25 protein-coding genes are annotated in these 23846 nt (G+C 67.7%); 16 read left to right on the forward strand and 9 right to left on the reverse strand.

Annotated features, from left to right (window positions below):
• The first annotated feature begins 18 nt into the window (after positions 1 to 18).
• Both ACIA8G_RS33610 and ACIA8G_RS33615 read left to right on the forward strand, forming a co-directional pair.
• Complete coding sequence (locus ACIA8G_RS33610) at positions 19 to 858, forward strand: bifunctional 5,10-methylenetetrahydrofolate dehydrogenase/5,10-methenyltetrahydrofolate cyclohydrolase (RefSeq protein ID WP_396422732.1); 840 nt, start codon at positions 19 to 21, stop codon at positions 856 to 858.
• Positions 859 to 868: 10 nt separating this feature from the next.
• Positions 869 to 1525, forward strand: a complete 657-nt coding sequence (locus ACIA8G_RS33615; protein ID WP_396422733.1) for an EcsC family protein — start codon at positions 869 to 871, stop codon at positions 1523 to 1525.
• On the opposite strand, the gene ACIA8G_RS33620 is transcribed toward ACIA8G_RS33615, so the two are convergent.
• On the reverse strand, positions 1522 to 2280 hold the full coding sequence (locus ACIA8G_RS33620; protein WP_396422734.1) for a DUF4239 domain-containing protein: 759 nt from the start codon (positions 2278 to 2280) through the stop codon (positions 1522 to 1524). The genes ACIA8G_RS33615 and ACIA8G_RS33620 overlap by 4 nt on opposite strands.
• Before the next feature lie 315 nt (positions 2281 to 2595).
• Here ACIA8G_RS33620 and ACIA8G_RS33625 point away from each other — a divergent pair, with 315 nt between their 5' ends.
• The 3 genes from ACIA8G_RS33625 to ACIA8G_RS33635 all read left to right on the forward strand — a co-directional run bounded on the left by ACIA8G_RS33625 (position 2596) and on the right by ACIA8G_RS33635 (position 4499).
• Positions 2596 to 3561: a DUF6923 family protein gene (locus tag ACIA8G_RS33625; protein WP_396422735.1), complete on the forward strand. Its 966-nt coding sequence runs from the start codon at positions 2596 to 2598 to the stop codon at positions 3559 to 3561.
• A gap of 203 nt (positions 3562 to 3764) precedes the next feature.
• Positions 3765 to 3926 (forward strand): hypothetical protein, encoded by a 162-nt coding sequence (locus tag ACIA8G_RS33630; protein ID WP_396422736.1) that lies wholly within the window; start codon positions 3765 to 3767, stop codon positions 3924 to 3926.
• Positions 3927 to 4070: 144 nt separating this feature from the next.
• Positions 4071 to 4499, forward strand: coding sequence for a CBS domain-containing protein (locus ACIA8G_RS33635; RefSeq protein ID WP_396422737.1), 429 nt, complete (start codon positions 4071 to 4073; stop codon positions 4497 to 4499).
• A gap of 365 nt (positions 4500 to 4864) precedes the next feature.
• Here the strand turns inward: ACIA8G_RS33635 and ACIA8G_RS33640 are convergent, their stop codons facing one another.
• Both ACIA8G_RS33640 and ACIA8G_RS33645 read right to left on the reverse strand, forming a co-directional pair.
• Positions 4865 to 5401: an SRPBCC domain-containing protein gene (locus ACIA8G_RS33640; protein ID WP_396422738.1), complete on the reverse strand. Its 537-nt coding sequence runs from the start codon at positions 5399 to 5401 to the stop codon at positions 4865 to 4867.
• A complete protein-coding gene (locus ACIA8G_RS33645) occupies positions 5394 to 5741 on the reverse strand; it encodes an ArsR/SmtB family transcription factor (RefSeq protein ID WP_396422739.1) in 348 nt (115 codons plus the stop codon). The genes ACIA8G_RS33640 and ACIA8G_RS33645 overlap by 8 nt, the downstream gene beginning before the upstream one ends.
• 62 nt (positions 5742 to 5803) lie before the next feature.
• Here ACIA8G_RS33645 and ACIA8G_RS33650 point away from each other — a divergent pair, with 62 nt between their 5' ends.
• The 4 genes from ACIA8G_RS33650 to ACIA8G_RS33665 all read left to right on the forward strand — a co-directional run bounded on the left by ACIA8G_RS33650 (position 5804) and on the right by ACIA8G_RS33665 (position 8667).
• Positions 5804 to 6220 carry a hypothetical protein gene (locus ACIA8G_RS33650; RefSeq protein WP_396422740.1) on the forward strand — a complete coding sequence of 139 codons (417 nt, stop codon included), beginning with the start codon at positions 5804 to 5806 and terminating at the stop codon, positions 6218 to 6220.
• A 77-nt stretch (positions 6221 to 6297) separates the two neighbouring features.
• The gene (locus ACIA8G_RS33655) at positions 6298 to 7065 is read left to right on the forward strand and encodes a Tat pathway signal sequence domain protein (protein WP_396422741.1); all 768 of its coding nucleotides are present in this window, start codon (positions 6298 to 6300) and stop codon (positions 7063 to 7065) included.
• The gene (locus ACIA8G_RS33660) at positions 7065 to 8030 is read left to right on the forward strand and encodes a DUF3500 domain-containing protein (RefSeq protein WP_396422742.1); all 966 of its coding nucleotides are present in this window, start codon (positions 7065 to 7067) and stop codon (positions 8028 to 8030) included. The genes ACIA8G_RS33655 and ACIA8G_RS33660 overlap by 1 nt, the downstream gene beginning before the upstream one ends.
• On the forward strand, positions 8008 to 8667 hold the full coding sequence (locus tag ACIA8G_RS33665) for an endonuclease V (RefSeq protein WP_396422743.1): 660 nt from the start codon (positions 8008 to 8010) through the stop codon (positions 8665 to 8667). The genes ACIA8G_RS33660 and ACIA8G_RS33665 overlap by 23 nt, the downstream gene beginning before the upstream one ends.
• Here ACIA8G_RS33665 and lspA read toward each other — a convergent pair.
• From lspA to ACIA8G_RS33680, 3 genes are all read right to left on the reverse strand, one after another.
• A complete protein-coding gene (lspA, locus tag ACIA8G_RS33670) occupies positions 8633 to 9118 on the reverse strand; it encodes a signal peptidase II (RefSeq protein WP_396422744.1) in 486 nt (161 codons plus the stop codon). The two genes, ACIA8G_RS33665 and lspA, sit on opposite strands and share 35 nt — an antisense overlap.
• A 284-nt stretch (positions 9119 to 9402) precedes the next feature.
• Positions 9403 to 10698 carry a 6-phospho-beta-glucosidase gene (locus tag ACIA8G_RS33675; RefSeq protein ID WP_396422745.1) on the reverse strand — a complete coding sequence of 432 codons (1296 nt, stop codon included), beginning with the start codon at positions 10696 to 10698 and terminating at the stop codon, positions 9403 to 9405.
• Positions 10695 to 11483 carry a DeoR/GlpR family DNA-binding transcription regulator gene (locus ACIA8G_RS33680; RefSeq protein WP_396422746.1) on the reverse strand — a complete coding sequence of 263 codons (789 nt, stop codon included), beginning with the start codon at positions 11481 to 11483 and terminating at the stop codon, positions 10695 to 10697. The genes ACIA8G_RS33675 and ACIA8G_RS33680 overlap by 4 nt, the downstream gene beginning before the upstream one ends.
• A gap of 100 nt (positions 11484 to 11583) precedes the next feature.
• On the opposite strand from ACIA8G_RS33680, the gene ACIA8G_RS33685 reads away from it, so the two are divergent.
• From ACIA8G_RS33685 to ACIA8G_RS33705, 5 genes are all read left to right on the forward strand, one after another.
• Positions 11584 to 12459, forward strand: coding sequence for a carbohydrate kinase family protein (locus ACIA8G_RS33685; RefSeq protein ID WP_396422748.1), 876 nt, complete (start codon positions 11584 to 11586; stop codon positions 12457 to 12459).
• The gene (locus ACIA8G_RS33690; protein ID WP_396422749.1) at positions 12456 to 13673 is read left to right on the forward strand and encodes an extracellular solute-binding protein; all 1218 of its coding nucleotides are present in this window, start codon (positions 12456 to 12458) and stop codon (positions 13671 to 13673) included. The genes ACIA8G_RS33685 and ACIA8G_RS33690 overlap by 4 nt, the downstream gene beginning before the upstream one ends.
• The gene (locus ACIA8G_RS33695; RefSeq protein WP_396422750.1) at positions 13670 to 14536 is read left to right on the forward strand and encodes a carbohydrate ABC transporter permease; all 867 of its coding nucleotides are present in this window, start codon (positions 13670 to 13672) and stop codon (positions 14534 to 14536) included. The genes ACIA8G_RS33690 and ACIA8G_RS33695 overlap by 4 nt, the downstream gene beginning before the upstream one ends.
• The gene (locus ACIA8G_RS33700) at positions 14533 to 15336 is read left to right on the forward strand and encodes a carbohydrate ABC transporter permease (protein ID WP_396422751.1); all 804 of its coding nucleotides are present in this window, start codon (positions 14533 to 14535) and stop codon (positions 15334 to 15336) included. Before ACIA8G_RS33695 ends, ACIA8G_RS33700 begins: the two co-directional genes overlap by 4 nt.
• 166 nt (positions 15337 to 15502) lie before the next feature.
• A complete protein-coding gene (locus ACIA8G_RS33705) occupies positions 15503 to 17440 on the forward strand; it encodes a UvrD-helicase domain-containing protein (RefSeq protein WP_396422752.1) in 1938 nt (645 codons plus the stop codon).
• On the opposite strand, the gene cutA is transcribed toward ACIA8G_RS33705, so the two are convergent.
• Together cutA and add are read right to left on the reverse strand one after the other, a co-directional pair.
• Positions 17423 to 17737 (reverse strand): divalent-cation tolerance protein CutA, encoded by a 315-nt coding sequence (gene cutA, locus ACIA8G_RS33710; RefSeq protein ID WP_396422753.1) that lies wholly within the window; start codon positions 17735 to 17737, stop codon positions 17423 to 17425. The genes ACIA8G_RS33705 and cutA overlap by 18 nt on opposite strands.
• Positions 17734 to 18729: an adenosine deaminase gene (gene add, locus ACIA8G_RS33715; RefSeq protein WP_396422849.1), complete on the reverse strand. Its 996-nt coding sequence runs from the start codon at positions 18727 to 18729 to the stop codon at positions 17734 to 17736. Before add ends, cutA begins: the two co-directional genes overlap by 4 nt.
• A gap of 114 nt (positions 18730 to 18843) precedes the next feature.
• On the opposite strand from add, the gene ACIA8G_RS33720 reads away from it, so the two are divergent.
• The gene (locus tag ACIA8G_RS33720) at positions 18844 to 20643 is read left to right on the forward strand and encodes a Xaa-Pro dipeptidyl-peptidase (RefSeq protein WP_396422754.1); all 1800 of its coding nucleotides are present in this window, start codon (positions 18844 to 18846) and stop codon (positions 20641 to 20643) included.
• Positions 20644 to 20824: 181 nt separating this feature from the next.
• Positions 20825 to 21868: a DUF4192 domain-containing protein gene (locus ACIA8G_RS33725; protein ID WP_396422755.1), complete on the forward strand. Its 1044-nt coding sequence runs from the start codon at positions 20825 to 20827 to the stop codon at positions 21866 to 21868.
• Here the strand turns inward: ACIA8G_RS33725 and ACIA8G_RS33730 are convergent.
• Positions 21838 to 23841 carry a prolyl oligopeptidase family serine peptidase gene (locus ACIA8G_RS33730; protein WP_396422756.1) on the reverse strand — a complete coding sequence of 668 codons (2004 nt, stop codon included), beginning with the start codon at positions 23839 to 23841 and terminating at the stop codon, positions 21838 to 21840. The genes ACIA8G_RS33725 and ACIA8G_RS33730 overlap by 31 nt on opposite strands.
• Between the last annotated feature and the right edge of the window lie 5 nt (positions 23842 to 23846).

A 23846-nucleotide genomic window follows, 5' to 3' on the forward strand; every position in this document is an offset into this window, starting at 1 on the left:
CGACTGCGGAGGCAGCCCATGGCACTCATGTCCGGAACCGAGCTCGCGCGCGACATCGTCGGGCGGGCGGCCGAGAAGGCCGCGGACCACACCAAGCGCACCGGCCGCAAGCCTTGCCTGGCCACGGTGATCGTCGGCGAAGACCCGGCTTCGGTCACGTACGTGCGGATGAAGCAGAACCGGTGCCACAAGGCGGGACTCGAGTCCCGCCACGTGGCGCTGCCGGAGGAGACGACGACCGAGGAGCTCGTCGCGCGGATCCGGGAGCTGTCGGACGACCCTGCGGTGCACGGCATCCTGTTGCAGCACCCCGTTCCTCGTCACATCGACGAGCGGGCCGCGTTCGAGGCGATCGCGCCGCACAAGGACGTCGACGGCGTGACGATGCACTCGTTCGCCGGAATGTCCTTCGGGCACAACGAGTTCCTGTCCTGCACCCCCGGCGGGATCATGCGCCTGCTGGACGCCTACGACGTGGAGATCGCGGGCAAGCACGCGGTGGTGATCGGCCGCAGCCCGATCCTCGGCAAGCCCGCCGCGATGCTGTTGCTGGCACGCGACGCCACGGTCACGATCTGCCACTCGAAGACCGCCGGCCTGGCCGAAATCGTCCGCACGGCGGACATCGTGGTCGCCGCGGTGGGCAAGCCGCGCTTCGTGCGGGGTGACTGGATCAAGCCCGGCGCGGTGGTGATCGACGCCGGCTACAACGAGGGCAACGTCGGTGACGTCGAGTTCGAGGCCGCCGCGGTGCACGCGGGCCTGATCACACCCGTGCCCTGTGGCGTCGGGCCGACGACGATCGCTGTGCTGCTGGAGCAGACCGTTGACGCCTCGCTGCGGCAGCTGGACGCGTAATCTCGGTGGTGTGGCTGAGTCCAAGGGTGAGCTGAACAGGGTCCAGCAGGGCATCGCCGACTACCTGCTGCGTGCCGGTGTGGACGGGTTCGGCCCGTTCAAGAGTGCGCGCGAGGCCGCGTCCGACGCCTTGGTCAAGAAGGGCGACGAGACCGACGCGATCAAGCACCTCATCCGCACGCACGTGGCGCTGGCGGGCGCGCAGGGCTTCATCACGAACCTCGGCGGCCTGATCACGCTGCCGATCTCGCTGCCGTCCAACATCGCGGCCGCCTATGTGATCCAGACGCACCTCATCGCGTCCATCGCGTCGTTGCGCGGCCACGACGTGGACAGCGAGGAGGTGCAGACGGCCATCCTGCTGTGCCTGCTCGGCAATGCGGGCACCGAGCTGTTCAAAAAGGTCGGCATCAAGCAGTTCACCAAGAAGGCCGCAGCGGCGCTTATCACAAAATACGGTACGAAGAAGATCGGTTCGCTCGCGGCGAAGGGTGTTCCGGTACTGGGCGGCGTCATCGGCGGTGGCGTCGACGCCGCCTCTACCAGAGCGGTTGGGGCATTTGCAAATCGCTACTTCGCCCGCACGGACGTATTGCCGAAGGTTATCGACGGCGAGGTGCTGTCCGTGGAGATCGAGGAAGCGGACGGAATGACCGATTCGCGCTAGCTCAGCCGGTCCAGTGCGGAGCTGAACGCGTCCGGCGGGATGTGCACGCCACCGCTGAACGGGTTCTGCAGCTGGTAGATCGCGAAGAGCAGCAGGACCAGCGTCGAGGTCAGCGTGACCGTGATCAGCAGCTGCGAGATCAGGTTCGGCCCGCCGAACAGGTACGGGAACAGCAGCGAGAGCCCGGTGCCGATCAGCAGCGCGAGCCACACGACCGGGTTGACGCCGTTGCCCGCCGCGTCGATCCGTTCCTGCCTGGCCTGGTAGACCTCCCACAGCTGGTTCGCGGCCTCGGTCTTGCGATCCTCCTGCCAGACACCGTCCGGCGCGGCCGTCGCGATCGTCTCCCTCAGCTGGTTCAACGTGTTCCAGCCCCTGTTGTCGACGCTCTCGCCCTCACGCATGAGGGGCCACTCCTCGTCGACGACGATCGAGACGTAGTCACGGATCTGCTGGTCTACTTTGGACTTCACGGGTTCGGGCAGCGAGTCGGACGCCCAGTCGATGGCGACGAGGGCGTTGGCCTCCTTCTGCACCTGCTCCTCGGCGCCGTTGGCCGCGTCGAACAGGGAGATGAGGATGAACGCGATCAGCACGGCGTGCAGACCGGCGACGATGCTGAACACCGAGCCGCCGGCGCCGAGGTTCTTCTCGCCCACCTCGTCCGAGCCGAACCGCCGCGCGATGACGACGATGACAGACGAGATGGCGGCTGCCCCGAGAACCCAGAGCAGGCCGGAGACGTAAATGCTCAATTCGGCTCCTTTCTGGTGTGGGATTAGACCACGGTCTACTGTGGCCGGTACAGCACGGTCTGGTTAACGAGTAATGGTCAGGTGGGAATGCGCGGCGGCAGCAGTATTACCCGGTTGTCGTATCGGACTAGTCCATTCCGGTGGCGGCGGAATGTGATTGCGTTGAGCAGTATCTCGTCTCTTTTGGTACTTTCCGCGCCGTTCACCAGCGCCGTTGCTCATGGTGCAGCCGCAAACTGTGACGCATTTCAAGTTCGTGCGACCCATCGGGGTGGTCTCTCGACGTTGACGAAGCTCGACGTGTCATCCGGTGGGGTGACGGAGGTAGCCCGCCTGGACTACGCGGTGAACGCGCTGGGGTACTCGGCGGCGTTGGGCCGCCTGGTCGGCCTGACCTCCAAGGGGCACCACTGGTGGAAGAACCCGTCGCACGTCGTGCTGATCGACACGAAGGGCGTGGTCAACGACCTCGGACCCGTTGACGCTCACTGGTTCCGCACCGACGACGTGTCGGCAGGCGCGGTCGTCGGCACCACGTTCTACGTGCGCGACAACGCACGGTTGCACGCCATCGACATCGATCCGCAGAGCCCGACGTACCTCAAGATCGTGCGGACCGTGGTGCTCGACTGGCCCGCGCTGACGCTCGACGACTTCACGGTCAACCCGGCGAGCGGGAAGCTGACCGGGGTGTCGGCGGCGGGCTGGGGTCCGGGCGAGGTCGTGTCGTTCGATCCGGTGTCGGGGCGGGTGCTGAGCAAGACCGAGATCGCCCAGTTGCCCGGCAAGTCCACCTACGGCGCCGTGGTGATCGACTCGGCGGGCACCGTCTACGCGATCAACAACGGCTACCAGCACCGCAGCCGCGTCTACCGGATCTCCGGTGCCACCGCGGTGGAACTGTCCCAGGGCCCGGAGATGGGCATGATCGACGCGGCGGGCTGCCTGCCGACGCCGATGCCACCGCGCGCCGAACCGCCCGCGCCGCGCCCCGAGGTGCCGCCGCCACCGCCGCCCCCTGCTCCGAAGCCGACGTCCACCCCGCCGCCGGCACCCGCTCCTGTCGTTGTGCCGCCTCCGGTTCCGACGACGTCCGCGCCGCCGTCCGTGGCACCGCAACCGGTGCCGGTGCGAGCCGCGCGCCAGAAACCGGAGCCGCGCAAGAACCTTCCGCTGGCGGCCGAGACGACGCCGCTGACGAAGTCGCGCAAGTGGGCGATGGTGACGATCATCCTGGTGATGCTGGGCGCCGGCGCGGCCGCCGCTCGGGCCCGCGGATAAATCGTTTGGCGTGGCGCGGCGGCACCGCTACCGTTGAGGGCATGTTCTTCATCTGATGAAGCCCCGCGGCGCTCTAGACGCTGCCACGCCTTCTGGGCGAGCGACCTCGTGTCGCGATCTTCTGGTGACCCTCGCGCGGGTCCTACTCTCACGGCTGCCTACTGCCGTGTCCTTGCACGCCACCTTCTCGAGGAGGCATTCGCATGCCTGACAACACCCCGCCAGAGCCGACCAACCGCGCTGCACGCCGTGCGCAGAAGCGCGCCAAGACCGACCAGAACCCGCAGTTCCAGCCGCCGCAGCAGCGGGCTCCGCTGGTCCAGCCGCGCCAGTTCGCCGCCCGTCGCCGGGGAGGATCCTCGTAGTCGACGCCGAACCAGGCGCGGACACGGCAGGGGACGCATTCGATCGAATGCGTCCCCTGCTCCCTTCGGGGGTTGACCTCCCGTTCTGTCCGAATCCGATCTAGCCTGAGGTGCTACCGGACCGACACGGATCGGAGGCGCCAGATGAGAATCGCTGACGTGTTGCGCACCAAGGGATCGGCGGTCGCGACGATCGACCCGGACGTACCGGTGTCCGAGCTGCTCAGATCGCTCGCGGAGTACAACATCGGTGCGATCGTCGTTGCTTCGCCTGATGGCGTGGTGGGGATCGTGTCCGAGCGCGACGTCGTGCGCCATCTGCACGAAATCGGCGCTGACCTGCTGTCATCGCCGGTGTCGGCGATCATGACCACCGAGGTGTTCACCTGCTCGCCGACAGACACGGTGGACAGCCTCACGGTCGTGATGACCGAACGACGCTTCCGGCACGTGCCCGTTTTGTCCGACGGGCGGCTGGTCGGGATCGTCAGCATCGGTGACGTCGTGAAAAGCCGGATCGGGCAGCTGGAGCAGAGCCAGGACCAGCTGCAGGCCTACATCACCCAGGGGTGAACCTGAGGCTTCGCCCACGCTTGATCGGGTGAAGCCCGGAGTTCACGCCGACATCCAACTCCGCCGAGACGCGCAACCGACCGTTGCGCGTCTCGGCGGAGTCTTTTCGTCTGCGATCTGCCTGTCCGAGCCGGCCCCGCGCCGGGTCATGCCGCCGGCAAACCCTCGACCGAGGTCGCCCGCGAGTCGCGCTTCTCGCCCACCTGCGGACCTTCTTGGCCGGACCCGCACGACCATCCCGTCCACCGCCACACGCGCGGCCAGAACCGATATATCAGTTCTCGCACCCTCGCTGACCTGCTGCTTAGCAATGAGACTTTGGACGACGAAGTCCAAAGTCTCATTGCAAAAGCAGGATTCATGTTCTAGACGGCCTGGTCGATGCCAGGAGGTTCGGGGACGTTCTCGCTCTTCGTGCCCGCCGGCATCGCCCACATGAAGGCGCGCATCATCGCGTACTGGAACTTCAGCCCGGTGCCGACATCGCCGGACTCGACGACCTGCTTGAGCGCGGCGAGTATGCCCTTCCAGGTGGTGTCGACCTTGTCGAGACGCTTGACGCCCTCGGGCCAACCGGTGTTACGCAGCGTGACGCGCGTACCGCCGTCGACCTCTTCGAGCTCCCACGAGACGACGGTCCACGGGTCGTCGCGCATGGTGAGCCGCTGGGTGTGGGAGAGCAGTCGCGGCGGGTCCACCTCGACGACGCGACCGACGACGAAGACCCGCTTGCCGTCGGTCGACCGGTAGTACAGCGGTGCGCCCGGCGCCAGCTCGGAGTCGAGCACGGCGTCCATCATGGCGCGCTGCTTGCCGTCGAGTTTGGTGATCTCCGCCCACACCTTCTCGATGGGCGCGGCGATCACGATGCTGTGCAAAAGCTCGGTTCCGGTGTCAGCCAACGTCCTCATCCTCCTGTTCGACGCTCTCGACCACGTGCTTCAGGCCGACGAGTGCCGCTGCCCAGTTCTCCTCGTAGTGCGCGACCCACCGCTGGTGGATCTGCTGGATGGGCACGGGATTCAGGTGGTTGACCCGTTTCCGGCCCCGCGGCTCCACGAGCACCAGATCCGCTTCGCGGAGCACACCGAGGTGCTGCATGACGACGTGCCGGCTGGTCTCGAGCGCCTCGACCAGCTCGCCCGTGGTGCGCGGGCCGGTGCGCAGGATGTCGAGGATCGCGCGCCGCAGCGGGTTCGCGAGGGCGCGCCAGACGGCGTCATCGTCATGTGGCATCTTCATTACGTAAGGTTTCTAACACCTATCCGTGTCACAAGTCGAGACCGGGTTTCGTCCGTAGAGGCATGAGCACTCTTCGCGCAGGTCTCGCGTTCCTCGCCCTGGTCGAGGTGATCCTCGGCGGCTGGCCGTTGCTCGCGCCCCAGCACTTCTACGACAACTTCCCGCTGCCGGCGCACCAGTGGGTGGCCTACTACCCGCCGTTCAACGAGCACCTGCTCCGGGACTTCGGCGGGCTCAACCTCGCGCTGGGCGTGGTGCTGGTGTTCGCGGCGGTGACGCTGGAGCGGAGGCTGACCCAGGCGGTGCTGATCGGCTACCTGGCGTTCGCGGTGCCGCACCTGATCTTCCACCTCGGGCATCTGTCGCACATGCCGTTCGCCGACCAGGCCGGCAACGTGGTCTCGTTGGTCGCGGTGGTGTTGATCCCGTTGGCGCTCTTGCCGTTGACCCTGAAGATTGACACCAAGGTCACCCGATGATGTGATCACGCCCGCCAGCTGAACTGGTGCAGACCTTTTCCCTAAATCCGCCGCCATGGAATTGGGGAGGAACGGGCGTGGAGATCACTCGGCGTTCGGCGTTGATCGGCGGGGCGGCGATGCCGTTGCTGCTGGCGGGTTCCGGGCTCGCGGAAGCGGCGACCTGGAAGCTCAAGTGGAGTCCGCAGGCGAACAAGGACGGGCTCGGCGCGTTCGAGGGCATCGAGGACGACCGGGCCGGCTCGCATCCGGGCACGAAGCACATCTACGTGGCGGGCAACGACTACCGGTTCGACATGCACACACGTGACCGGGACACGTCGACCGACCGTCAGCGCAACGAGGTCCGCGGCATGAAGGCGGGCGGCCAGAACCTCGACGTCGGCGACGGCGAGACGTGGAAGTGGACCTACTCCATGTTCATCCCGAGCGCGTTGAAGTCGACGACCTCGTTCACCCACATCATGCAGACGAAGATGCCCGGCCTCGGCTCCGCGCCCGTGACGGTCATGTCGCTGCGCCGCACCGGCGGCGTGCAGAAGATCGAGTTCAAGATCACCGAGGGCAACGTGCTCGTCGGCAACGTCGACCTCGAGCCGTTGCACAACAAGTGGATCGACACCGAGGTGGAGATCAAGGTCGGCAACGGCACCGGGCGAGTCCGCTGGATCGTCCGCGAGGGCGGCCGCACCGTGCTGGACGCGACGAAGAACAACGTCGACACGTGGCTCGACGACCGGCTGCGCCCGAAGTGGGGCATCTACCGCTCGCTCGGCGACACCTCGGGTTCACTGCAGAACTGCTACCTGCTGCTCCGCAACCTCAAGGCCTATAAGTTCGAATGATGCTTCACGACGTCGCTGACGCCACTCGCCAATATATTGGTTTGCTCGTCGGTGACCAGCGCGAACATGCGATTCGCGCGGTCACCGACGACGACCTTCGGCATCGCTGGGCGTACACGCCCGGTCCACGCCCCGGTCTCGCGCTCGGTGAGCTCGGGCGCGACCAGCGCAAGGCGGTGCACGGCATGCTCGCGACCGTGCTCAGTCCTCACGCCTATGCGCAGGCCGCAGCGGTGATGGCGCTGGAAGACGTGCTCGACCACCGCGAAGGCGGGCACCGCGACCGGCACAGCGGCGACTTCTCGACGGTGCTCTTCGGCACGCCCGGTAGCGACGAGCCGTGGGGATGGCGTGTCGAGGGGCATCACCTGTCGGTGAGCGTCATCGTCGCCGACGGCCGCGTTTCGGCGACGCCGTTCTTCCTCGGCGCGAACCCCGCCCGCATCACTTATCGCGGTCAGGTCGTCGGCCAGCCGCTCCGGCTCGAAGAGGAACTCGCCCGCGAACTGCTAGACCGCATGGGCCCGACCGCGCGCCACCTGGCTGTCGTGTCCGACACCGCGCCGCACGACATCCGCACCTCCAACGCCCCACGCATCAGCCCGTCCGAACCAGTCGGCGTGACGCCGGCGCACCTCGGCAGGGCTGCGGGGGACCTGCTCGTCGACATCGTCCGCTTCTACCTCGACCGGCTGGCGTTCGAGCTCGCCGACGACGAGTTCGCGCGGATCGACCCGGAACGCCTGCACTTCTCGTGGGAGGGCTCGCTGCGCCGCGGCGAGGGCCACTACTACCGCATCCAGGGCCCGGAACTGCTCATCGAGTACGACAACACGGCCAACGAGGCCAACCACATCCACACCGTGTGGCGTCGCCATTCGGGTGACTTCGGTGCAGACCTCCTTGCCGCCCACTACGACGCGTCACGGCACACTGTCGCCCGTGGAGTGGCCCAGAACGGTTGACGACGCCGTCGCACTGCAAGAGCGCCTGCGCACCCAGGTGATCACGACCAGCGCCTCTGACCTGCGCATAGACACCGCCGCAGGCCTCGACGTCGGCTACCGTAGCAATGACACAGTTGCGGGCGTCTGCGTGGTGTTCGATGCAAAGACGCTGGTCGTCCTCGACGAGGTCGTCGTCGAGGACACGACCGACTTCCCATATATTGCCGGGCTCTTCGCGTTCCGCGAGATGCCCGTGCTGCTGCGGGCTCTCGATCGGGTGACCGTCGCGCCGGACCTGTTGGTCGCGGACGGTCAGGGCCTCGCACACCCGCGCAGGTTCGGCTTGGCGTGCCACCTCGGCGTGCATACCGGCATCCCGAGCGTCGGAGTCGCCAAGAACGCGATGGGTGAGTTCGACCAGCCCGGCCACGCCCGCGGGTCGATGAGCGACCTCGTGATGGACGGCGATGTCGTCGGCCGGGCGTTGCGGACGCAGGACGGCGTGAAGCCGGTGTTCGTGTCGGTCGGCCACAAGATCGACCTCGACCGGGCGTGCGCCGAAGTGCTGCGCCTCGCCCCGCGCTACCGCCTGCCCGAGACGACCCGCCGCGCCGACACGCTCACGCGGCAGGCTGCTTCGTCGGCTGGAAGCTGAGCAGCACGAGCAGGATCGCGCCGCAGACCAGCGCGATGTCCGCGACGTTGCCGACGAACCAGCCGTTGTAGTCGATGAAGTCGACGACGTGCCCGCGCGCGAAGCCCGGCGGCCGGAAGAGTCGGTCGAGCAGGTGCGTCGTCGCACCGCCCAGCATCAACGCGAGCGCGGTCGCCCGCAGCCTCGTCTGCGGCTGCATGCCGTACCGCGCGAGCAGCACGACGGCGACGGCCGCGACGATGGTGAAGATCCACGTCGACCCCGAGCCGATCGAGAACGCGGCGCCGGGGTTGTAGAGGAGCCTGAGCTGCAGGAACTCCCCGAGCACGGGAATGGGCGCGCGGCCGGTCAGCGCGCTCTCGGCCCAGAACTTCGTGGCCTGGTCCAGCAGCAGCACGAGCACGGCAACGCTCATCACGAGCGGCACGCGGCGAGAGGTGGTGGTGTCCATTTGCGGACGAGCGTAGTTAAGGCGCCAGCAGCTTGCGGTGAGGGCCGCCGATATATCAGTTGGCGGCGTCCAACGCCTTGAGCGCGTCGATGTCGTCGACGTCGATCGCCGTGAGGAACTCCTCGATCTGGTGCGAGTAGTCCGCGTGGCCGAACACCTGCTTCGCCGGCCCACCCGCGGATCAGGTCGGGCGCGTGCAGGTTCAGGAACGCCGGTGCGTCCAGCTTCACGTAGGCGAGCCGAACGGGTGCCAGACGCGTCGTGTCGAGCTGCCGCACCGCCGGTCATCGCGCGCGGAAGGTTCCAGACAGGTGGGGATGAGCGTCGACGATCTTGCGGGCGACGGCGACGGAGTCGACGAGCGGATGCAGCGCCAGCGCCTTCACGGCGTGCGCGCGTTCGCCGCTGATCGCGGCCTGGATGGTGGCGCGCTCGACGACCTTGAGCGCGGTGACGAGCCCGACTCCCTCGTCGGGGACCTGGCTGACCGCGACGGGCCGCGCGCCGTTGGCGTCGACGAGGCTCGGCACTTCGACGACCGCGTCGGAGTCCAGGCACGACAGCGTCGTCCTGTTCGGCACGTTGAGGATGAGAGTGGTTCGTTTGTCCGACGCGATGGCGTGCATCAAGTCGAGTGCGACCTGCTCGTAGCCGCCGCCGTCGAGGTCGTCGGTGTCACGTTCGTCGTCGCGCGTCTCGGCCATGTAGGTCTGCTCGCGTTCGAGGCGCGTCCGTTCCCAGCTGTCCAACGACGGCGCTGCATAGAACTGCTTCTGCTGCTCGAGCAGGAACGCCCCGCGCGACGCGCCCGACGCCACCGCCTCACGCGTGAAGTAGTAGTAGTGCAGGTACTCGTTCGGGATGGCGCCCAACGTCCGCAGCCACTCGGCGCCGAAGAGCTTGCCCTCTTCGAACGACTCCAGCCGTTCGCTGTCGGCGAGCAGGTCCGGCAGCACGTCGCGCCCGTGGACGTGGACGCCCCGCAGCCAACCGAGGTGGTTGAGGCCGGCGTAGTCGAGCCACGCGTCCTCGATGTCGGCGCCGACGGCACGCGCGACCCGCCGGCCGAGTCCGACGGGGGAGTCGCAGATGCCGATGACGCGGTTGCCGAGGTGTGCCGACATCGCCTCGGTGACCATGCCGGCGGGGTTGGTGAAGTTGATGACCCACGCGTCCGGCGCGTGCACTGATATACGACGTGCGATGTCGAGTGCGACGGGCACGGTCCGCAGCCCATATGCGACGCCTCCGGCGCCGACGGTCTCCTGACCGAGTACTCCGCAGCCCGCGGCGACGCTCTCGTCGGCCGCCCGCCCGTCGAGCCCGCCGACCCGGATCGCCGAGAACACGAAGTCGGCCCCGCGCAGCGCTTCGTCGAGGTCCGTCGACGTCGTCACGCTCGGCGCATCCGATATATCAGTCGCGAGCTCCGCCAGGACGCCGCCGACAGCCGCGAGCCGGGCGGCGTCGAGGTCGTGCAGCACGACCTCGGTGACACGGCCGGGCGATCGGTCGGCGAGCAGCGCGCGATAGACCAGCGGCACGCGGAAGCCACCGCCGCCCAGGATGACCAGCTTCATGCCCCGACCTCATCCACCACGGTCACGTCCACTCCGGCCTCCTGCAATGCGAGCCGCGTCGCCGGATCGGCGGACGCGGTGGTGACGACGACGTCGAGGTCGTCGGGCCCGCAGACCCGCGCGACGCCGACGCCGGGGAACTTCCCGCCGTCCGCGACGAGCACGACCTGGTCCGCGGCCTTGATCATGGCCCGCTTCAGCGGCACCTCGACGAGCGTCGTGTCCATGACGGCGCCGTCCGCCCGCACGCCGCTGGTGCCGAGGAAGAGCTGGCCCGCGTGCACCTGCCGCAGGTTGTCCTCGGTGAGGAACCCGACCAGGGAGTGGTAGCGCCGCCGCACCATGCCGCCGAGCAGGACGAGCTCGACGTCGGCGTCGTCGCGCAGCTCGTCGAACACTGCCAGGTTGCTCGTGATGACGGTGATCCGCTTGCCGTGCAGGTGGTGGGCGAGCCGGTGCATCGTGGTTCCGATGTCGAGCAGCACGGTCTCGCCGTCCTGAACCACGGCGGCCGCCGCGCGGGCGACGACGTCCCTGGCCTCGGCGCGTTCAGCGGCGACCTGGGCGAACGGGTCGTCGACGTCGTCGGTGTCGATGTCACCGACGACGAGGTTCATCGCCCCGCCGTACACGCGGGTCAGCTTGCCGTCGGCGTCGAGCTGTTCGAGGTCGCGCCGGATCGTGGCCTGGCTGACGCCGAGCTTGGCGGCGAGCGAGCGCACTTCGCTCGGCCCGTCCTGGCGCAGTGTGCGCAGGATCAGCTCGCGCCTGCTCTGGGGAAGCATGCCGCCACCGTACCAACCAAAGTCGCGCAGACTTGAGCAAACTATTGCCAACTCGCGCACCTCAGGCGCACGCTCTTGCGCAACCTTGGAAGGGGGCAGCGTGCGCCACGTCGAGGATGACAACGATGTCTACCTGTCCGGACTGCTCTTCTACGACCTCGTCTTCACCGGATTGCCGAAGCCTCCGACGCCAGGTGAGGAACTCTGGACCGGCGGCATGGCGAGCGGGCCGGGCGGCATCGCGAACTTCGCCGTCGCACTTGCCCGCCTCGGCACCCGGCCGGTGCTGGCCGCGGCGTTCGGCGACGACGACCACGGCACCCTCTGCTGGGACTTCCTTGCGAACGAAGGCGTCGACCTCACGTGCTCTCGCCGCTTCGCGGACTGGGCGACACCAGTGACCGTCGCGCTGTCGTACGACGACGACCGCGCCCTCGTCACGCACGGGACGCCGCCGCCGGTGTTGCAAACGACGACGCCGTCGACGTCGGCGTCCATTGTGCACCTCGATCCCAACGCCGATATATCAGTTTCCGACCTTCCTGGTCTGGTCTTCGCCGACGTCGGCTGGGACCCGTCCCAGCAATGGCGTCCCGAACTGCTGAGCCAGCTGACGCGCTGTCACGCGTTCCTGCCGAACGAGGTGGAGGCAATGGCCTACACGCGCACTGACACCCCGTGGAATGCCTTGGAGAAGCTCGCCGATCTCGTCCCGATCGCCGTCGTCACGCGAGGTGCACGGGGTGCACTGGCAGTGGACAACATGACTGGCGAGCATGCCGAGGTTGACGGAATCAACGTTGATTGCGTGGACAGCACCGGCGCCGGCGACGTGTTCGGCGCGGCGTTCGTCCATGCGACGTTGACGGGAATGCCGCTGAGCAAGCGTCTCGAGTTCGCCAACAGGGCAGCGGCGATCTCGGTTCAACGCCCAGGTGGCGCGACGGCCGCCCCGACCTCGGCCGAGCTGGCATGAACGGCGTCGTCGGGCGGAGGACGTTCCTCGCGCTCATGGGCTTAGCCGCGGCAGGCTGTGTCACCGAGACCCGCGACGGCATGACGCTCTGGATGTGGTCAGGTGGCCTGAGCGAGAAGTCGTTGGAAGAGGCCACCGCCAGATTCCCCGGCCTGCGATCGCTCAAGGCGGGCGCGCAGTTCAAGGCCAAGCTGATGACCAATCTCGCCGGCCGCTCCCACGTCCCCGACATCACCGGCCTCAAGGGCGAGGACATCTCCGCGTTCTTCCCCAACGCCGACCAGTTCGCCGACCTGAAGACACTCGGCGCGGACACGTTCAAGCCGCAGTACCTCGACTGGAAGTGGCAGCAGGGCATCACCGCGGAAGGCCGCATGATCGGCTTCCCGATCGACACCGGCCCCACCGGCCTCTACTACCGCCAGGACGTCTTCGACCGCCACGGCATCAAGGCGGAGCACCTGCGCACGTGGGAGGACTACTTCGACGCCGGCGTCGCGATGAAGCAGGACGCGTCGATGATCCTCAACCTCCGCATCGTCTACAACATGGCGATGGCGCAGTCGAAGCGCCAGCTCGTCGACGAGAACAAGCGGTACATCGGTGGCGACGACCACGTCCGCCACGCCTGGGACCTGGCGATCAAGGCGCATCGCCTCGGCATCAACGCCGCGATGCAGGACGGCAGTCCCGACGTCAACGCCGCGCTCACCACCGGCAAGGTCGCGAGCATGATCGGTGCGTCGTGGGCGGCCGCCGACCTCAAGTCGGGCGCGCCGGACTCCAAGGGACTCTGGCGGGTCGCCCCGACTCCCGGCGGCGCCGCGAACTGGGGCGGCTCGTTCCTCAGCATCACCCGGTACTGCCGCGAGCCCGAGAAGGCGTTCAAGGTCATCACTTGGCTGCTCACCCCGGAGCAACAGGTGCGGGGCTTCCTCGATCTTGGCCTGTTCCCGTCCACACCGGACGCGTTCGCGAGCCCCGACCTGCGGCAGCCGGACGAGTTCTTCGGCGGCCAGATCATCGTCGACACGTTCGCCGAGTCCGCGAAACAGGTGCCGGTCGCGTACCTGAGCCCGTGGGAGCCACGCCTGGCACAGCTGTTCTACGACGAGCTCGCCAACGTCGAAACCGTCGGCAAACCACCCGAGGAGGCGTGGCGCGACGTGCAGCACAAGGCCCGCAGGATCGCCGACCACGTGGGGCTCGCATGAGGAAGTACCTGCCGCAGTACCTCGCGATCTCGCCGTTCTTCCTGCTGTTCGGCGTGTTCGGCCTGTTCCCGATGGTCTTCCTCGGCTATCTGGCGTTCCACAGCTGGGACGGCATCGGTGAGATGAGGTTCGTCGGCCTCGACCAGTTCAAGTTCCTGGTCACCGACGACATCTTCTGGCTCTCGCTCGTGAACACCCTCGAGATCTGGGTGATGTCGACGGTGCCGACGCTGTTCCTCGGCCTGGTCATCGCCTACGTCCTGCACTCGTCGGTGCGGTTCACGACCTTCTACCGGATCGCCTACTTCGTGCCGAGCGTGACATCGCTCGTCGCCGTCGCGATCGTGTTCGGTTCGATCTTCAGCAGCCACTTCGGCCTGCTCAACGCCGTGCTGGAGTGGCTCGGCGCGGGCGAGATCCCATGGCTGACCAGCGAGTGGGGCATCAAGGTCGCCATCTCGGCGCTGATCGTGTGGCAGTGGACCGGCTACAACGCGATCATCTACCTCGCTGGTCTGCAGGCCATCTCCGCTGAGGTGCTCGACGCGGCCACTGTGGACGGTGCGAGCCGCTGGCAGACGTTGTGGCGCATCGTGATCCCGATGATGAAGCCGGTGATCCTCTTCACCGTGATCGCGTCGACGATCGGCGGGCTGCAGACGTTCACCGAGGCGCAGATCCTCGTCGGCGAGGAGGGCGGGCCCGGACAGTCCGGCCTGACGATGGTGCTCTACCTCTACCAGCAGGCGTTCAAGCACAACGACTTCGGCTACGGCGCGACGATCGGCATCGGCCTGTTCGTGGTCATCCTGCTGTTCTCGATCATCAACTGGCGGCTCGTGCAGCGGGGGGAGAGGTCGTGAAGCGCCATGTCGTGCTGATCCTGGGCGTGCTGGTGTCGCTGTTCCCGTTCTACTGGATGGTCGTCATGGCGACCAACGCGACGGAGAACATCCTCAAGTTCCCACCCGCGCTGACGCCCGGCGACGAGCTTCTCGTCAACGTCGGCAAGGTGTTCGAGGAGATCGACTTCTTCGGGGCGATGCTGAACACGGTGGTCGCGGCCGTTGGCGCGACCGCTCTCGTGCTGCTGTTCGACTCGCTGGCGGCTTTCACGTTCGCCAAGTTCCGCTTTCCCGGCCGGAACGCGCTGTTCGTGCTGCTGCTCGGCACGATGATGATCCCGCCGCAGCTCTCGGCCATCCCGCAGTTCGTGGTGATGGCGCAGTTCGGCTGGGTCGGGTCGCTGAAGGCGCTGGTCCTGCCCGCGGTGATCAACGCATTCGGCATCTTCTGGATGCGGCAGTACATTTCGGGCGCGGTGCACGACGAATTGCTGGAGGCCTCACGGCTGGACGGCTGCGGCTTCTTCCGGCAGTACTGGCACGTCGGCCTGCCGGTGGTGCGGCCGGCGCTCGCGTTCCTGGGGATCTTCACCTTCATCAGCGTGTGGAACGACTACCTGTGGCCGCTCGTGGTCCTGGTCGACCCGGACCAGGTGACACTGCAGGTCGCGTTGGGTCAGCTCAACCGCACGCACGACACCGACTACGGCATGTTGATGGCGGGGACGCTGCTCGCGGTGATCCCGCTGCTGATCGTCTTCCTTATCGGCGCACGCAATTTCATCGCGGATCTCGCAAAGGGTGCCGTGCGCGGCTGAGCTGTGATACAAAGAATGGCTTTGTATTTTCGGAATGAATTTTCCGGGAAGACAGAATTATTGTATCACAGGGGGCAAGGTGTTGGCGAGCGAACAGGCACGGATCACCTCTCTGTATGAAAAGCTCGATCAGGAACGGAACAAAGCGGCGGCCGACCTTGCGGCCGTGCTGCGGGGCACCGCTCCCCAGTGGCTGGAACGCGACGCTGCCGTCGCGTTGCTGACCAGGGAAGTCGGGAAGTATCGCGCGGCGGAGGAAGGGTTGTGCTTCGGCCGCATCGACTCGGAGAAAGGCGAATGCACCTACATCGGGCGCGTCGGGTTGTTCGACGACGACTTCGAACCGCTACTGCTGGACTGGCGGGCGCCCGCGGCACGACCGTTCTACACCGCGACCGCGGCGAACCCGGAAGGCGTGGTGTTGCGGCGCCACTTCCGAGTTCGTGACCGGGAGCTGCGCGACTTCCACGACGACGAACTGCTGACCGACGCGAAAGTGCTGCTCGACGCCCTCGACGCGCCGCGGACCGAGACGATGCGCGACATCGTCTCGACCATCCAGGCCGAGCAGGACGAGATCATCCGGTTCTCGGGCCGCGGCGTGCTGGTGATCGAGGGCGGTCCTGGCACCGGCAAGACCGCCGTGGCTCTGCACCGCGTGGCATACCTGCTGTACACGCGCCGTGAACGCCTGTCGCGGCATGGTGTGCTGATCATCGGCCCGAACACGGGCTTCCTCCGCTACGTCAGCGACGTGCTGCCGTCGTTGGGGGAGACCGACGTCGTGTTCGCGACGCCCGGCGAGCTGTATCCCGGCTTGGTCGCCGACGTCGAGGACACCCCGCCGTTGCAACGACTGAAAGGTGATATATCAGTTCTGGACCTGCTCGCCGTCGCCGTCGCCGACCGGCAGGAACTTCCCGACGAACCCATCGACATCGAACTCGAAGACGTCGTCGTCCCCCTCGACGCGCACATCGCCGCCGTCGCGCGAGAGAAGACGCGGTACTACGGGCTGCCGCACAACGCCGCCCGCAAGTACTTCTTCCTCGCGCTCGCCGAGGAACTCGTCGCTCCGGCGTTGCGGCTGATCGGCGTCGACTGGCCGGAGATCGAGGAGGACGTGCGCCACGAGCTGCGCCGCAGCTCCGAGTTGCGCGAGGCCGTCGACCGGTTGTGGCCGCAACTCACTCCGCAGCAGCTGCTCGCGGATCTGTACGGCGGCCGATGCTTCCGGATCGGGGTGCCGGAGCTGTATCGGGAGGACGCCGAGGCGTGGACGGTGTCCGACGTGCCGTTGCTCGACGAGCTCGCCGAACTGCTCGGGTCCGACGGTGCCGCAGATCGTGCGGCGCAACGAGAGGAGGAGGAACAGCTCGTATACGCCCGCGGCGTGATGGACGTCCTGTCGATCGACGAGCGCGCCGACGACGACCAGTACATCGTCACCGACTTCGTCGACGCCGAGATGCTGGCGTTCCGGAACGAGGTGCGCGACCACCGTTCTCTCGCGGAACGCGCCGCCGCCGACCGCACGTGGACGTACGGCCACGTCGTCGTCGACGAGGCACAGGAACTGTCTGCGATGGACTGGCGTGTGCTGCTGCGCCGGTGCCCCAACAGGTCGATGACCATCGTCGGCGACCTCGCCCAGCGCCAGGCCGCGGGCGGCGTCTGCAGCTGGGGATCGGTGTTCGACCGTTTCACCTACCGCACGCTGGAGGTCAACTACCGAACTCCAGGCGAGATCATGGCCGTCGCCACCCCGGTCCTGAAGCTCGTCGACCCTGACGCGTCGGCGCCGGTGTCGGTGCGCAGCACCGGCGTGCGACCGTGGGCTCGCCACGTAACTGATATATCGGCTGCGGTTCACGACGAACTCGACGCACACGCCGCGGCACGCAACGGCCGCACGATCGCCGTCATCGGCGAAGGCTGGATGCCGCCGCGCGCGTCGAAGGGTCTGGAGTTCGACGTCGTCCTCGTCGTCGAACCGCAACGCATGTCACCCAGCGAGCTGTACGTGGCGTTGACGAGGGCGACGCAACGGCTCGGCGTCCTGCACTCCGAGCCGCTGCCGCGTCATCTAAGAAGTCTCCTCTGAGACCCAGGTGAGGTATTCGTCGTTGCCCCCGACAACGGGGGTGACGACGACCTCCGGCACGTCATAGGTGTGATTCGCCTTGATGTGCGCGACGAGGTCGTCGACGCGGTTGGCGGACGTCTTCACGACGCACTGCCACTCCGCGTCGACGCGCACCTCGTCGGCCCAGCGATAGACGCTGCGGACCGGCACGATCTGCACGCACGCGCCGACCCGCGCCTCGACGATGCCCTTCGCCAACGACTCCGCGGCCTCGGCGGAGTCGACGGTCGTCGTCACCACACTCGCACCACTCATAAGGCGTCGATCTCCTTCAACAACTGGTCCTTCAGCTCGGCCGGCGCGAACGACGCCCGCACCCCGGCCCGTGCGAGGCCGGCGAGCTCGTCACGGCCGAACCCGAACCGCTCGTGGCACACCAGGTACTCGCGGTCGAGATCGGTGTGGAACATGCCGGGGTCGTCGGTGCTGACCGTCACCGGCACGCCGGCGTCCACGAGCCGCGGCAGCGGGTGCTCGTCCAGCGACGCCACCGCGCCGGTGCGGATGTTCGACGTCGGGCACACCTCCAGCACTACACCCTCGCCGGCGAGGTGCCGCAACAACTCCGGATCCCGCACCGCACTCACACCGTGCCCGATCCGTTCGGCACGCAGATCGCGCACCGCGGCCCAGATCTCGCTGGGCGGCGTCGTCTCGCCGGCGTGCGGCACCATGTGCAGCCCGGCGTCGCGCGCCATCGCGAACGCTTCCCGGAACTTCGCCCGCGGCGAGTCCGACTCGAACCCGCCCAGCCCGAACCCGACCAGGCCCTCCGGCCGGTACTCCGCCGCGAACCGCGCGCTCGTCACGCCCCAGTCGCGGTCCCAGATGCCGGGCACGTCGAAGATCCACTGCAGTGTCACGCCGTGGACGGCCAGCGCTTCGGCGCGTCCGGCCGCCAGTGCCTCGACGAGTTCGTCGGGCGCGATCCCCGCCCGCAGATGACTCGTCGCGCTGACCGTCACCTCCGCATATCGGATATTGGTTCGCGCCGCGTCGCGGGCGTACCCGACGACCAGGGTGCGGATGTCGTCGCCGGTGGTGACGAGGTCGTTGACGATGCCGTACACGTTGATGAAGTGCCGGAAGTCCGTGAACTCGTAAAACCTCCGCAGCGCGGCCTCGTCGGTCGGCACCGGCCCGCCGGGGTGGTTGCGGGCGAGCGCGAGGACGGTGTCGACGGAAGCCGCGCCCACGAGGTGGACGTGCAGCTCGGCTTTCGGCAGCGCGTGGACGAAGTCGGAAATGGGCACGGCCCATGCTCTCAGGTCAAGAGCCGTTCGACGGGTGACATGTCTTGCAGTCAGAGGGAAGGGTGCAGGGCGAATCCCTGTCTCTGGCTTTCGCATTGGGGGTGCCTCGTGAGGGGCGCACGAAGAGTCGCACTGCTGACCGCGGTGCTTGTCCTGCCTTTCCTTCCCGTCACGGCTCAGGCCGCCGAAGGGCCGGTGTTCAAGGACGGCGAGGCGCAACCCGTCTTCGACCCGAAGGATGTGGTGAAAGAGAGCCTCTGGGTCCGTGCGCCGGTCGACAGCGACCGCGACGGCAAGGACGACGAGGTCTACACCGAGGTCGTCCGGCCGCGTGCCACCGAACGGGGCCTCAAAGTCCCCGTCGTCTACATGGTCAGCCCTTACTTCTCTGGCGGTAACGACGTTGCCAACCACAACGTCGACGTCGAGCTGTACGTGCCCGACAAGCGCAACGGCCGTTTGCTGAAGGCCTCTGCCGACGAGCGCGTCACCGCCGCCGTTGGCCCGAACCCGATCACCTCGGGTCGTTACGAGGCCTACTTCATCTCGCGCGGATACGCCGTTGTCTACGCCGAATCGCTCGGCACCGGTAAGTCGACGGGCTGCCCGACGACGGGCGACGTCAACGAGACGATCGGCGCGCGTGTCGTCGTCGACTGGCTCAACGGGCGTGCACCGGCGCGTACGGCCACGGGCGACCCCATCAAGGCGACGTGGTCCACCGGCAAGACCGGCATGATGGGCGTCTCCTACAACGGAACGCTGCCCAACGCCGTCGCTTCCACGGGCGTGCGCGGCCTTGAGGCCATCGTGCCGATCGCCGCGATCTCCAGCTGGTACGACTACTACCGTGCCGACGGCGCCGTCGTCGCCCCCGGCACGTTCCAGGGCGAGGACGCAGACGTGCTCGCGGAGTACGTCTACACCCGCGCGGACCGGGAGATCTGCAAGCCGATCATCGCGGAGATCGCGAAGGACCAGGACCGCATCACCGGCGACTACAGCAAGTTCTGGGATGACCGGAACTACCTGAACGACGCCCGCAAGGTGCGCGCTGCCGTGCTCGCCGTCCACGGGCTCAACGACTGGAACGTCAAGATGACGCACGTTGAGCAGTGGTACGACGCGCTGAAGAAGGTCGGTGTGCCACGCAAGATCTGGCTGCACCAGTCCGGGCACACCGACGCCGACACGCTGCGCTCGGTCGAGTGGCGGCGCACGCTCAACCGCTGGTTCACGCAGTACCTGTGGGGCCACCGCAACGGCGTCGACAAGGAGCCGAAGGCGACCCTGCAGCGCGAGGACAAGACGTGGGTCGATGAGAAGGACTGGCCGGCTCCCGGCACGTCCGACGTGCGGCTTCGGTTGTCCGCGGGCGGGACTGCCAAGGGCGGCCTCGGGCTGCTGCCCGGCCACGGCGTGGAGAAGCTGACCGACGACGCGACGAAGACGGCCGAGTCGTTGATCGACCAGGCGACCTCGCCGAACCGGCTCTCCTACACCTCGGAGCCCACGCAGAAACCGTTGCGGCTCTCCGGCAAGTCGACGGCGCACCTGCGGGTCGCGTTCGACCGGCCTGCGGCCAACGTGACCACGCTGCTCGTCGACCGTGCGCCGGATGGCAAGTCGCACGTCATCACGCGTGGCTCGACCGACCCGCAGAACCGGGAGCGGCCGGACAAGACGTCGCCGATCAAGCCCGGCAAGTTCTACGACGTCGACGTGCCGATCGTGCCGGACGACTACATCCTGCAGGCCGGTCACCGGCTCGAGTTCGTGCTGATCTCCAGCGACTACGACTACACGCTGCGCCCGAAGCCGGGTGCCGGTCTGTCGCTGGACCTCACCAGGACCTCGGTCGAGCTGCCGGTCGTCGGCGGCTGGCGCGCGTTGTTCCAGACGTTCTGATGTGACGCCGCGCTTCGGTCCCTGATCGCCGGGGACCGAAGCGCGGCAACATAGCACCCACCCCCGACAAAACCCCGCTCCCGGGCGCTCCAAGATCTCAACCTGTCCACAACTCCCGAGTAATCCACAACTTCCCCGCCGCCCCCACCCGCTCCCGCCCGAACCCGCCACAGTGGGCCCCATGCCCACAACCCTCCCCAAACCCATCCGCGTCCGCGCCGCCGGCGACCTCTACGCCGCGATCCCGCACCTGATGGGGTTCCACCCGGCCGACTCGCTCGTCGTGCTGGTGCTGAAGGACCGCGTGATCAGCATGACCATGCGCGTCGACCTCCCGCGCCCACGACATAGAGGCCAACTGGCAGCACAACTACAAGCGCCACTGCTGGAACACGGCGCTACAGACGTTGTCCTCGCGGTCGTCTGCGCGCCGTCGCCGGACATGCCGGAGGAACTGCCGCACGAACAGCTGATCACCGCGCTCAGACACAAACTGGGCGGCGTGGGCATCGAGGTCGTCGAGGCTGTGTGGCTGCCGTCGTGCGAGAAGGACGCCCGGTGGCTCTGCTACCTCGACATCGACTGCCACGGCACGCTGCCTGACCCACAACTGTCCGCGCTGGCGGCCGCGTCGGCGCACGAGGGCAACGTGACTTTCGAATCGCGCGCTGCCATGGCCGCGATCGCCGCTCTGGACTCCGCTGAAGCGCTGGAACGCAGATCCGCGCTGCTCGACGCGCTCGTGGAGAAGTCCCCCGAGCTCGATCCGTGCACCGAACTGCGCCGGGTGCACGACGCGATCGACGCGGTGGAAGCCCGCAAGGGACCGTTACCGGACACCGAGATCGTCGCATTGGCGAGGGCGCTGACCGTGCCGGACGTGCGCGACGCGTGCATGGGTTTCGCGGCGCACAGCAAGGCCAGACTGGCCGAGCGGTTGTGGCTGGAACTCACGAGGTCGTGCCCATCACCGGAACGCGCGGAACCCGCGGTTCTGCTCGCGTTCTTCGCCTATCACCGCGGCGACGGCGGGGTCGCGTCCATCGCGCTCGACGCGGCCGAGGACGCCGTGCCCGGCCACGTGCTGGCCGGGCTCATGCGCCGTGCCCTCAGCTCCGCGTTCCCGCCGGAACAGATGCGGGCGCTGTCGAGGAAGTACCTGGACGGCGCCCGCCGGCTGCTCGCCTCCGGGGTTCAGAGCAGCTCTGGCCGTTCCCAGTCCTGATCCAGGACGTGCTCGGCCAGGAACGAAAACACCGTCTCGTACCAGACCCGAGAGTTGCCGGGGGTGAGGATCCAGTGGTTTTCGGTCGGGAAGTAGAGGTACTTCGCATTGACCCCGTGGCGGACGAGGTCGAAGTACAGGCGGTGCCCCTCACCGATGGGCACCCGGTAGTCCTTGTCCCCGTGGATGACGAGCATCGGGGTCTTGATGTCGGCGACCCGCAGGTGCGGGGAGTTGGCCACGATCCGTTCCGGCCGGGTGAGGGGGTCGCCCATCTCCCGCATCCAGAAGTAGGAGCTGTCGGTGCCGCCGGAGAACGCGTCGAGGTGCCACAGCGAAGCGTGGGTGACGATCGCGCGGAACCGGTCGGTCTGGGTTGCGATCCAGTTGGCCATGTAGCCGCCGAAGGACCCGCCCATGGCCGCCGTCCGGGAGGCGTCGATGTCGGCTCGCCCCTCCGCGACGTCCGTGATGGCCATCAGGTCGGTGTAGGGCTCGGCGCCCCAGCGGCCCCAGCCGGCCGCGATGAAGTCGGGACCGTAGCCGGTGGACAGCGCGGGGTCGGGCAGCAGGACGGCGTAGCCGCGGGCGGCCATCAGCCACGGGTTCCAGCGCCAGCTCCAGCCGTTCCAGCTCATGACCGGGCCACCGTGGATCCACAGCAGCAGCGGGGCGGGGGAGTCGGCCGAGGCGCCTTCCGGCAGCACGAGCCACGAGCGGACGGTCCTGCCGTCGGCGACGACGGTGGAGATCTCCGTGACGGTGCCGGGCACCGCCGCGACCGCGCCGGGAGCGGGCAGCCGCGCCGGTTCCTGGTCGGCTCCGGTCGTGGCGAACCGCACGGGCTGCGGCGGGTGGTCGATCGAGTTGCGCAGTGCGTACAACGTCTTGCCGTCCGGGCTCACGACCACGTCGCTGTAATAGCCCGAGACCGTCAGCTTGGTGACCTCGCCCGTCGCCAGGTCCAGCTTCCACACCGGCTGGTGACCGAGGTGGCTCGCGGCGAAGAAGACGGCCGACCCGTCCGGGCTCACTACCGGATGGTCCGGCTCCTGCTGGAAGCCGGGCGCCAGTGGTGTGATCGAGTCATCAGCCAGATCGATGCGCACCAGCTCACGCCGGTAGGGCGAGTCCGCGGTGGACTCACGGAACCGGATGGCGATCACGGCGGTGGAGTCGGGCGCGAAGACCGCGTGGAAGAAGGAGAATCCGTCCTCGGACGCGATCACCCGCGACGGGCCACCATCCGCCGCCACCAGCCGCAGTTCGGTCCTGCGACCGTAGGAGGCGCTGACGTCCACGCCGTGCCCGTAGACGGCCCACTTGCCGTCCGGGCTGAGCGCGACATCCTCGTCGCTGAGCCTGCTCTCGGAGTCTTCGCTGAGCGAGGCGACGTTCTCGGCGGTGATGTCCTTGAGCGGCACCGAGAACAGCCGCGGGTAGCTGGGACCGAGGTCGGCGTCCCAGTACCTGATCGGGTACGACTCGTGCAGGATCGCTGTCACGCCGGCGTCCTCGCGGGCCTTGCGCTTGGCGTCGTTCTCGTCGCCGAACTCCGTGAAGCGGTACGCCGACGACGTGAGCAGCACCGTCTCGCCCGCGGCACGCAGCTGACCGACTCCGCCTCCCGGCCTCAGGACCTCGGCGGCCTCGCCGTGGACCGGAAGCCGCCACAGCGCCTTCTGCTCCTTGGCCTCGCCCGGCTTCGCGAGCGGGTCCGGGCGGGCCGACAGGAACAGCAGCGACCCGTCCGCCGCGAACACGGGGGAGGAGTCGCCCTTGGCGGAGCGGGTGAGGCGGACCGCCTCTCGCTCGCCGGCGGGGTCGACCTCCCAGAGAGCGCCCTGCCACGACTTGCCGTCCGGGGCGAGGGAGGAGACGACGGTGACGAGCCGCGTGCCGTCCGGGGACAGCGCGAGCGACGCGAGCCGTTGTGTGGAGTTGTAGCTCTCGAAGGAGGCGAAGTCGGTCATCCCGG

This window comes from Lentzea sp. NPDC051213, assembly GCF_044455585.1.
Classification (GTDB): domain Bacteria; phylum Actinomycetota; class Actinomycetes; order Mycobacteriales; family Pseudonocardiaceae; genus Lentzea.

Excerpts from the sequence above, each read along its gene's own strand:
- ACIA8G_RS33730 (WP_396422756.1), bottom strand. The coding sequence starts at position 23,841 with ATGACCGACTTCGCCTCCTTCGAGAGCTACAACTCCACACAACGGCTC.
- lspA (WP_396422744.1), bottom strand. The coding sequence starts at position 9,118 with ATGGACACCACCACCTCTCGCCGCGTGCCGCTCGTGATGAGCGTTGCC.
- ACIA8G_RS33630 (WP_396422736.1), top strand. The coding sequence starts at position 3,765 with ATGCCTGACAACACCCCGCCAGAGCCGACCAACCGCGCTGCACGCCGT.
- ACIA8G_RS33610 (WP_396422732.1), top strand. The coding sequence starts at position 19 with ATGGCACTCATGTCCGGAACCGAGCTCGCGCGCGACATCGTCGGGCGG.
- ACIA8G_RS33650 (WP_396422740.1), top strand. The coding sequence starts at position 5,804 with ATGAGCACTCTTCGCGCAGGTCTCGCGTTCCTCGCCCTGGTCGAGGTG.
- ACIA8G_RS33690 (WP_396422749.1), top strand. The coding sequence starts at position 12,456 with ATGAACGGCGTCGTCGGGCGGAGGACGTTCCTCGCGCTCATGGGCTTA.
- ACIA8G_RS33680 (WP_396422746.1), bottom strand. The coding sequence starts at position 11,483 with ATGCTTCCCCAGAGCAGGCGCGAGCTGATCCTGCGCACACTGCGCCAG.
- ACIA8G_RS33660 (WP_396422742.1), top strand. The coding sequence starts at position 7,065 with ATGCTTCACGACGTCGCTGACGCCACTCGCCAATATATTGGTTTGCTC.
- ACIA8G_RS33695 (WP_396422750.1), top strand. The coding sequence starts at position 13,670 with ATGAGGAAGTACCTGCCGCAGTACCTCGCGATCTCGCCGTTCTTCCTG.
- ACIA8G_RS33725 (WP_396422755.1), top strand. The coding sequence starts at position 20,825 with ATGCCCACAACCCTCCCCAAACCCATCCGCGTCCGCGCCGCCGGCGAC.
- ACIA8G_RS33675 (WP_396422745.1), bottom strand. The coding sequence starts at position 10,698 with ATGAAGCTGGTCATCCTGGGCGGCGGTGGCTTCCGCGTGCCGCTGGTC.
- cutA (WP_396422753.1), bottom strand. The coding sequence starts at position 17,737 with ATGAGTGGTGCGAGTGTGGTGACGACGACCGTCGACTCCGCCGAGGCC.
- ACIA8G_RS33635 (WP_396422737.1), top strand. The coding sequence starts at position 4,071 with ATGAGAATCGCTGACGTGTTGCGCACCAAGGGATCGGCGGTCGCGACG.
- ACIA8G_RS33645 (WP_396422739.1), bottom strand. The coding sequence starts at position 5,741 with ATGAAGATGCCACATGACGATGACGCCGTCTGGCGCGCCCTCGCGAAC.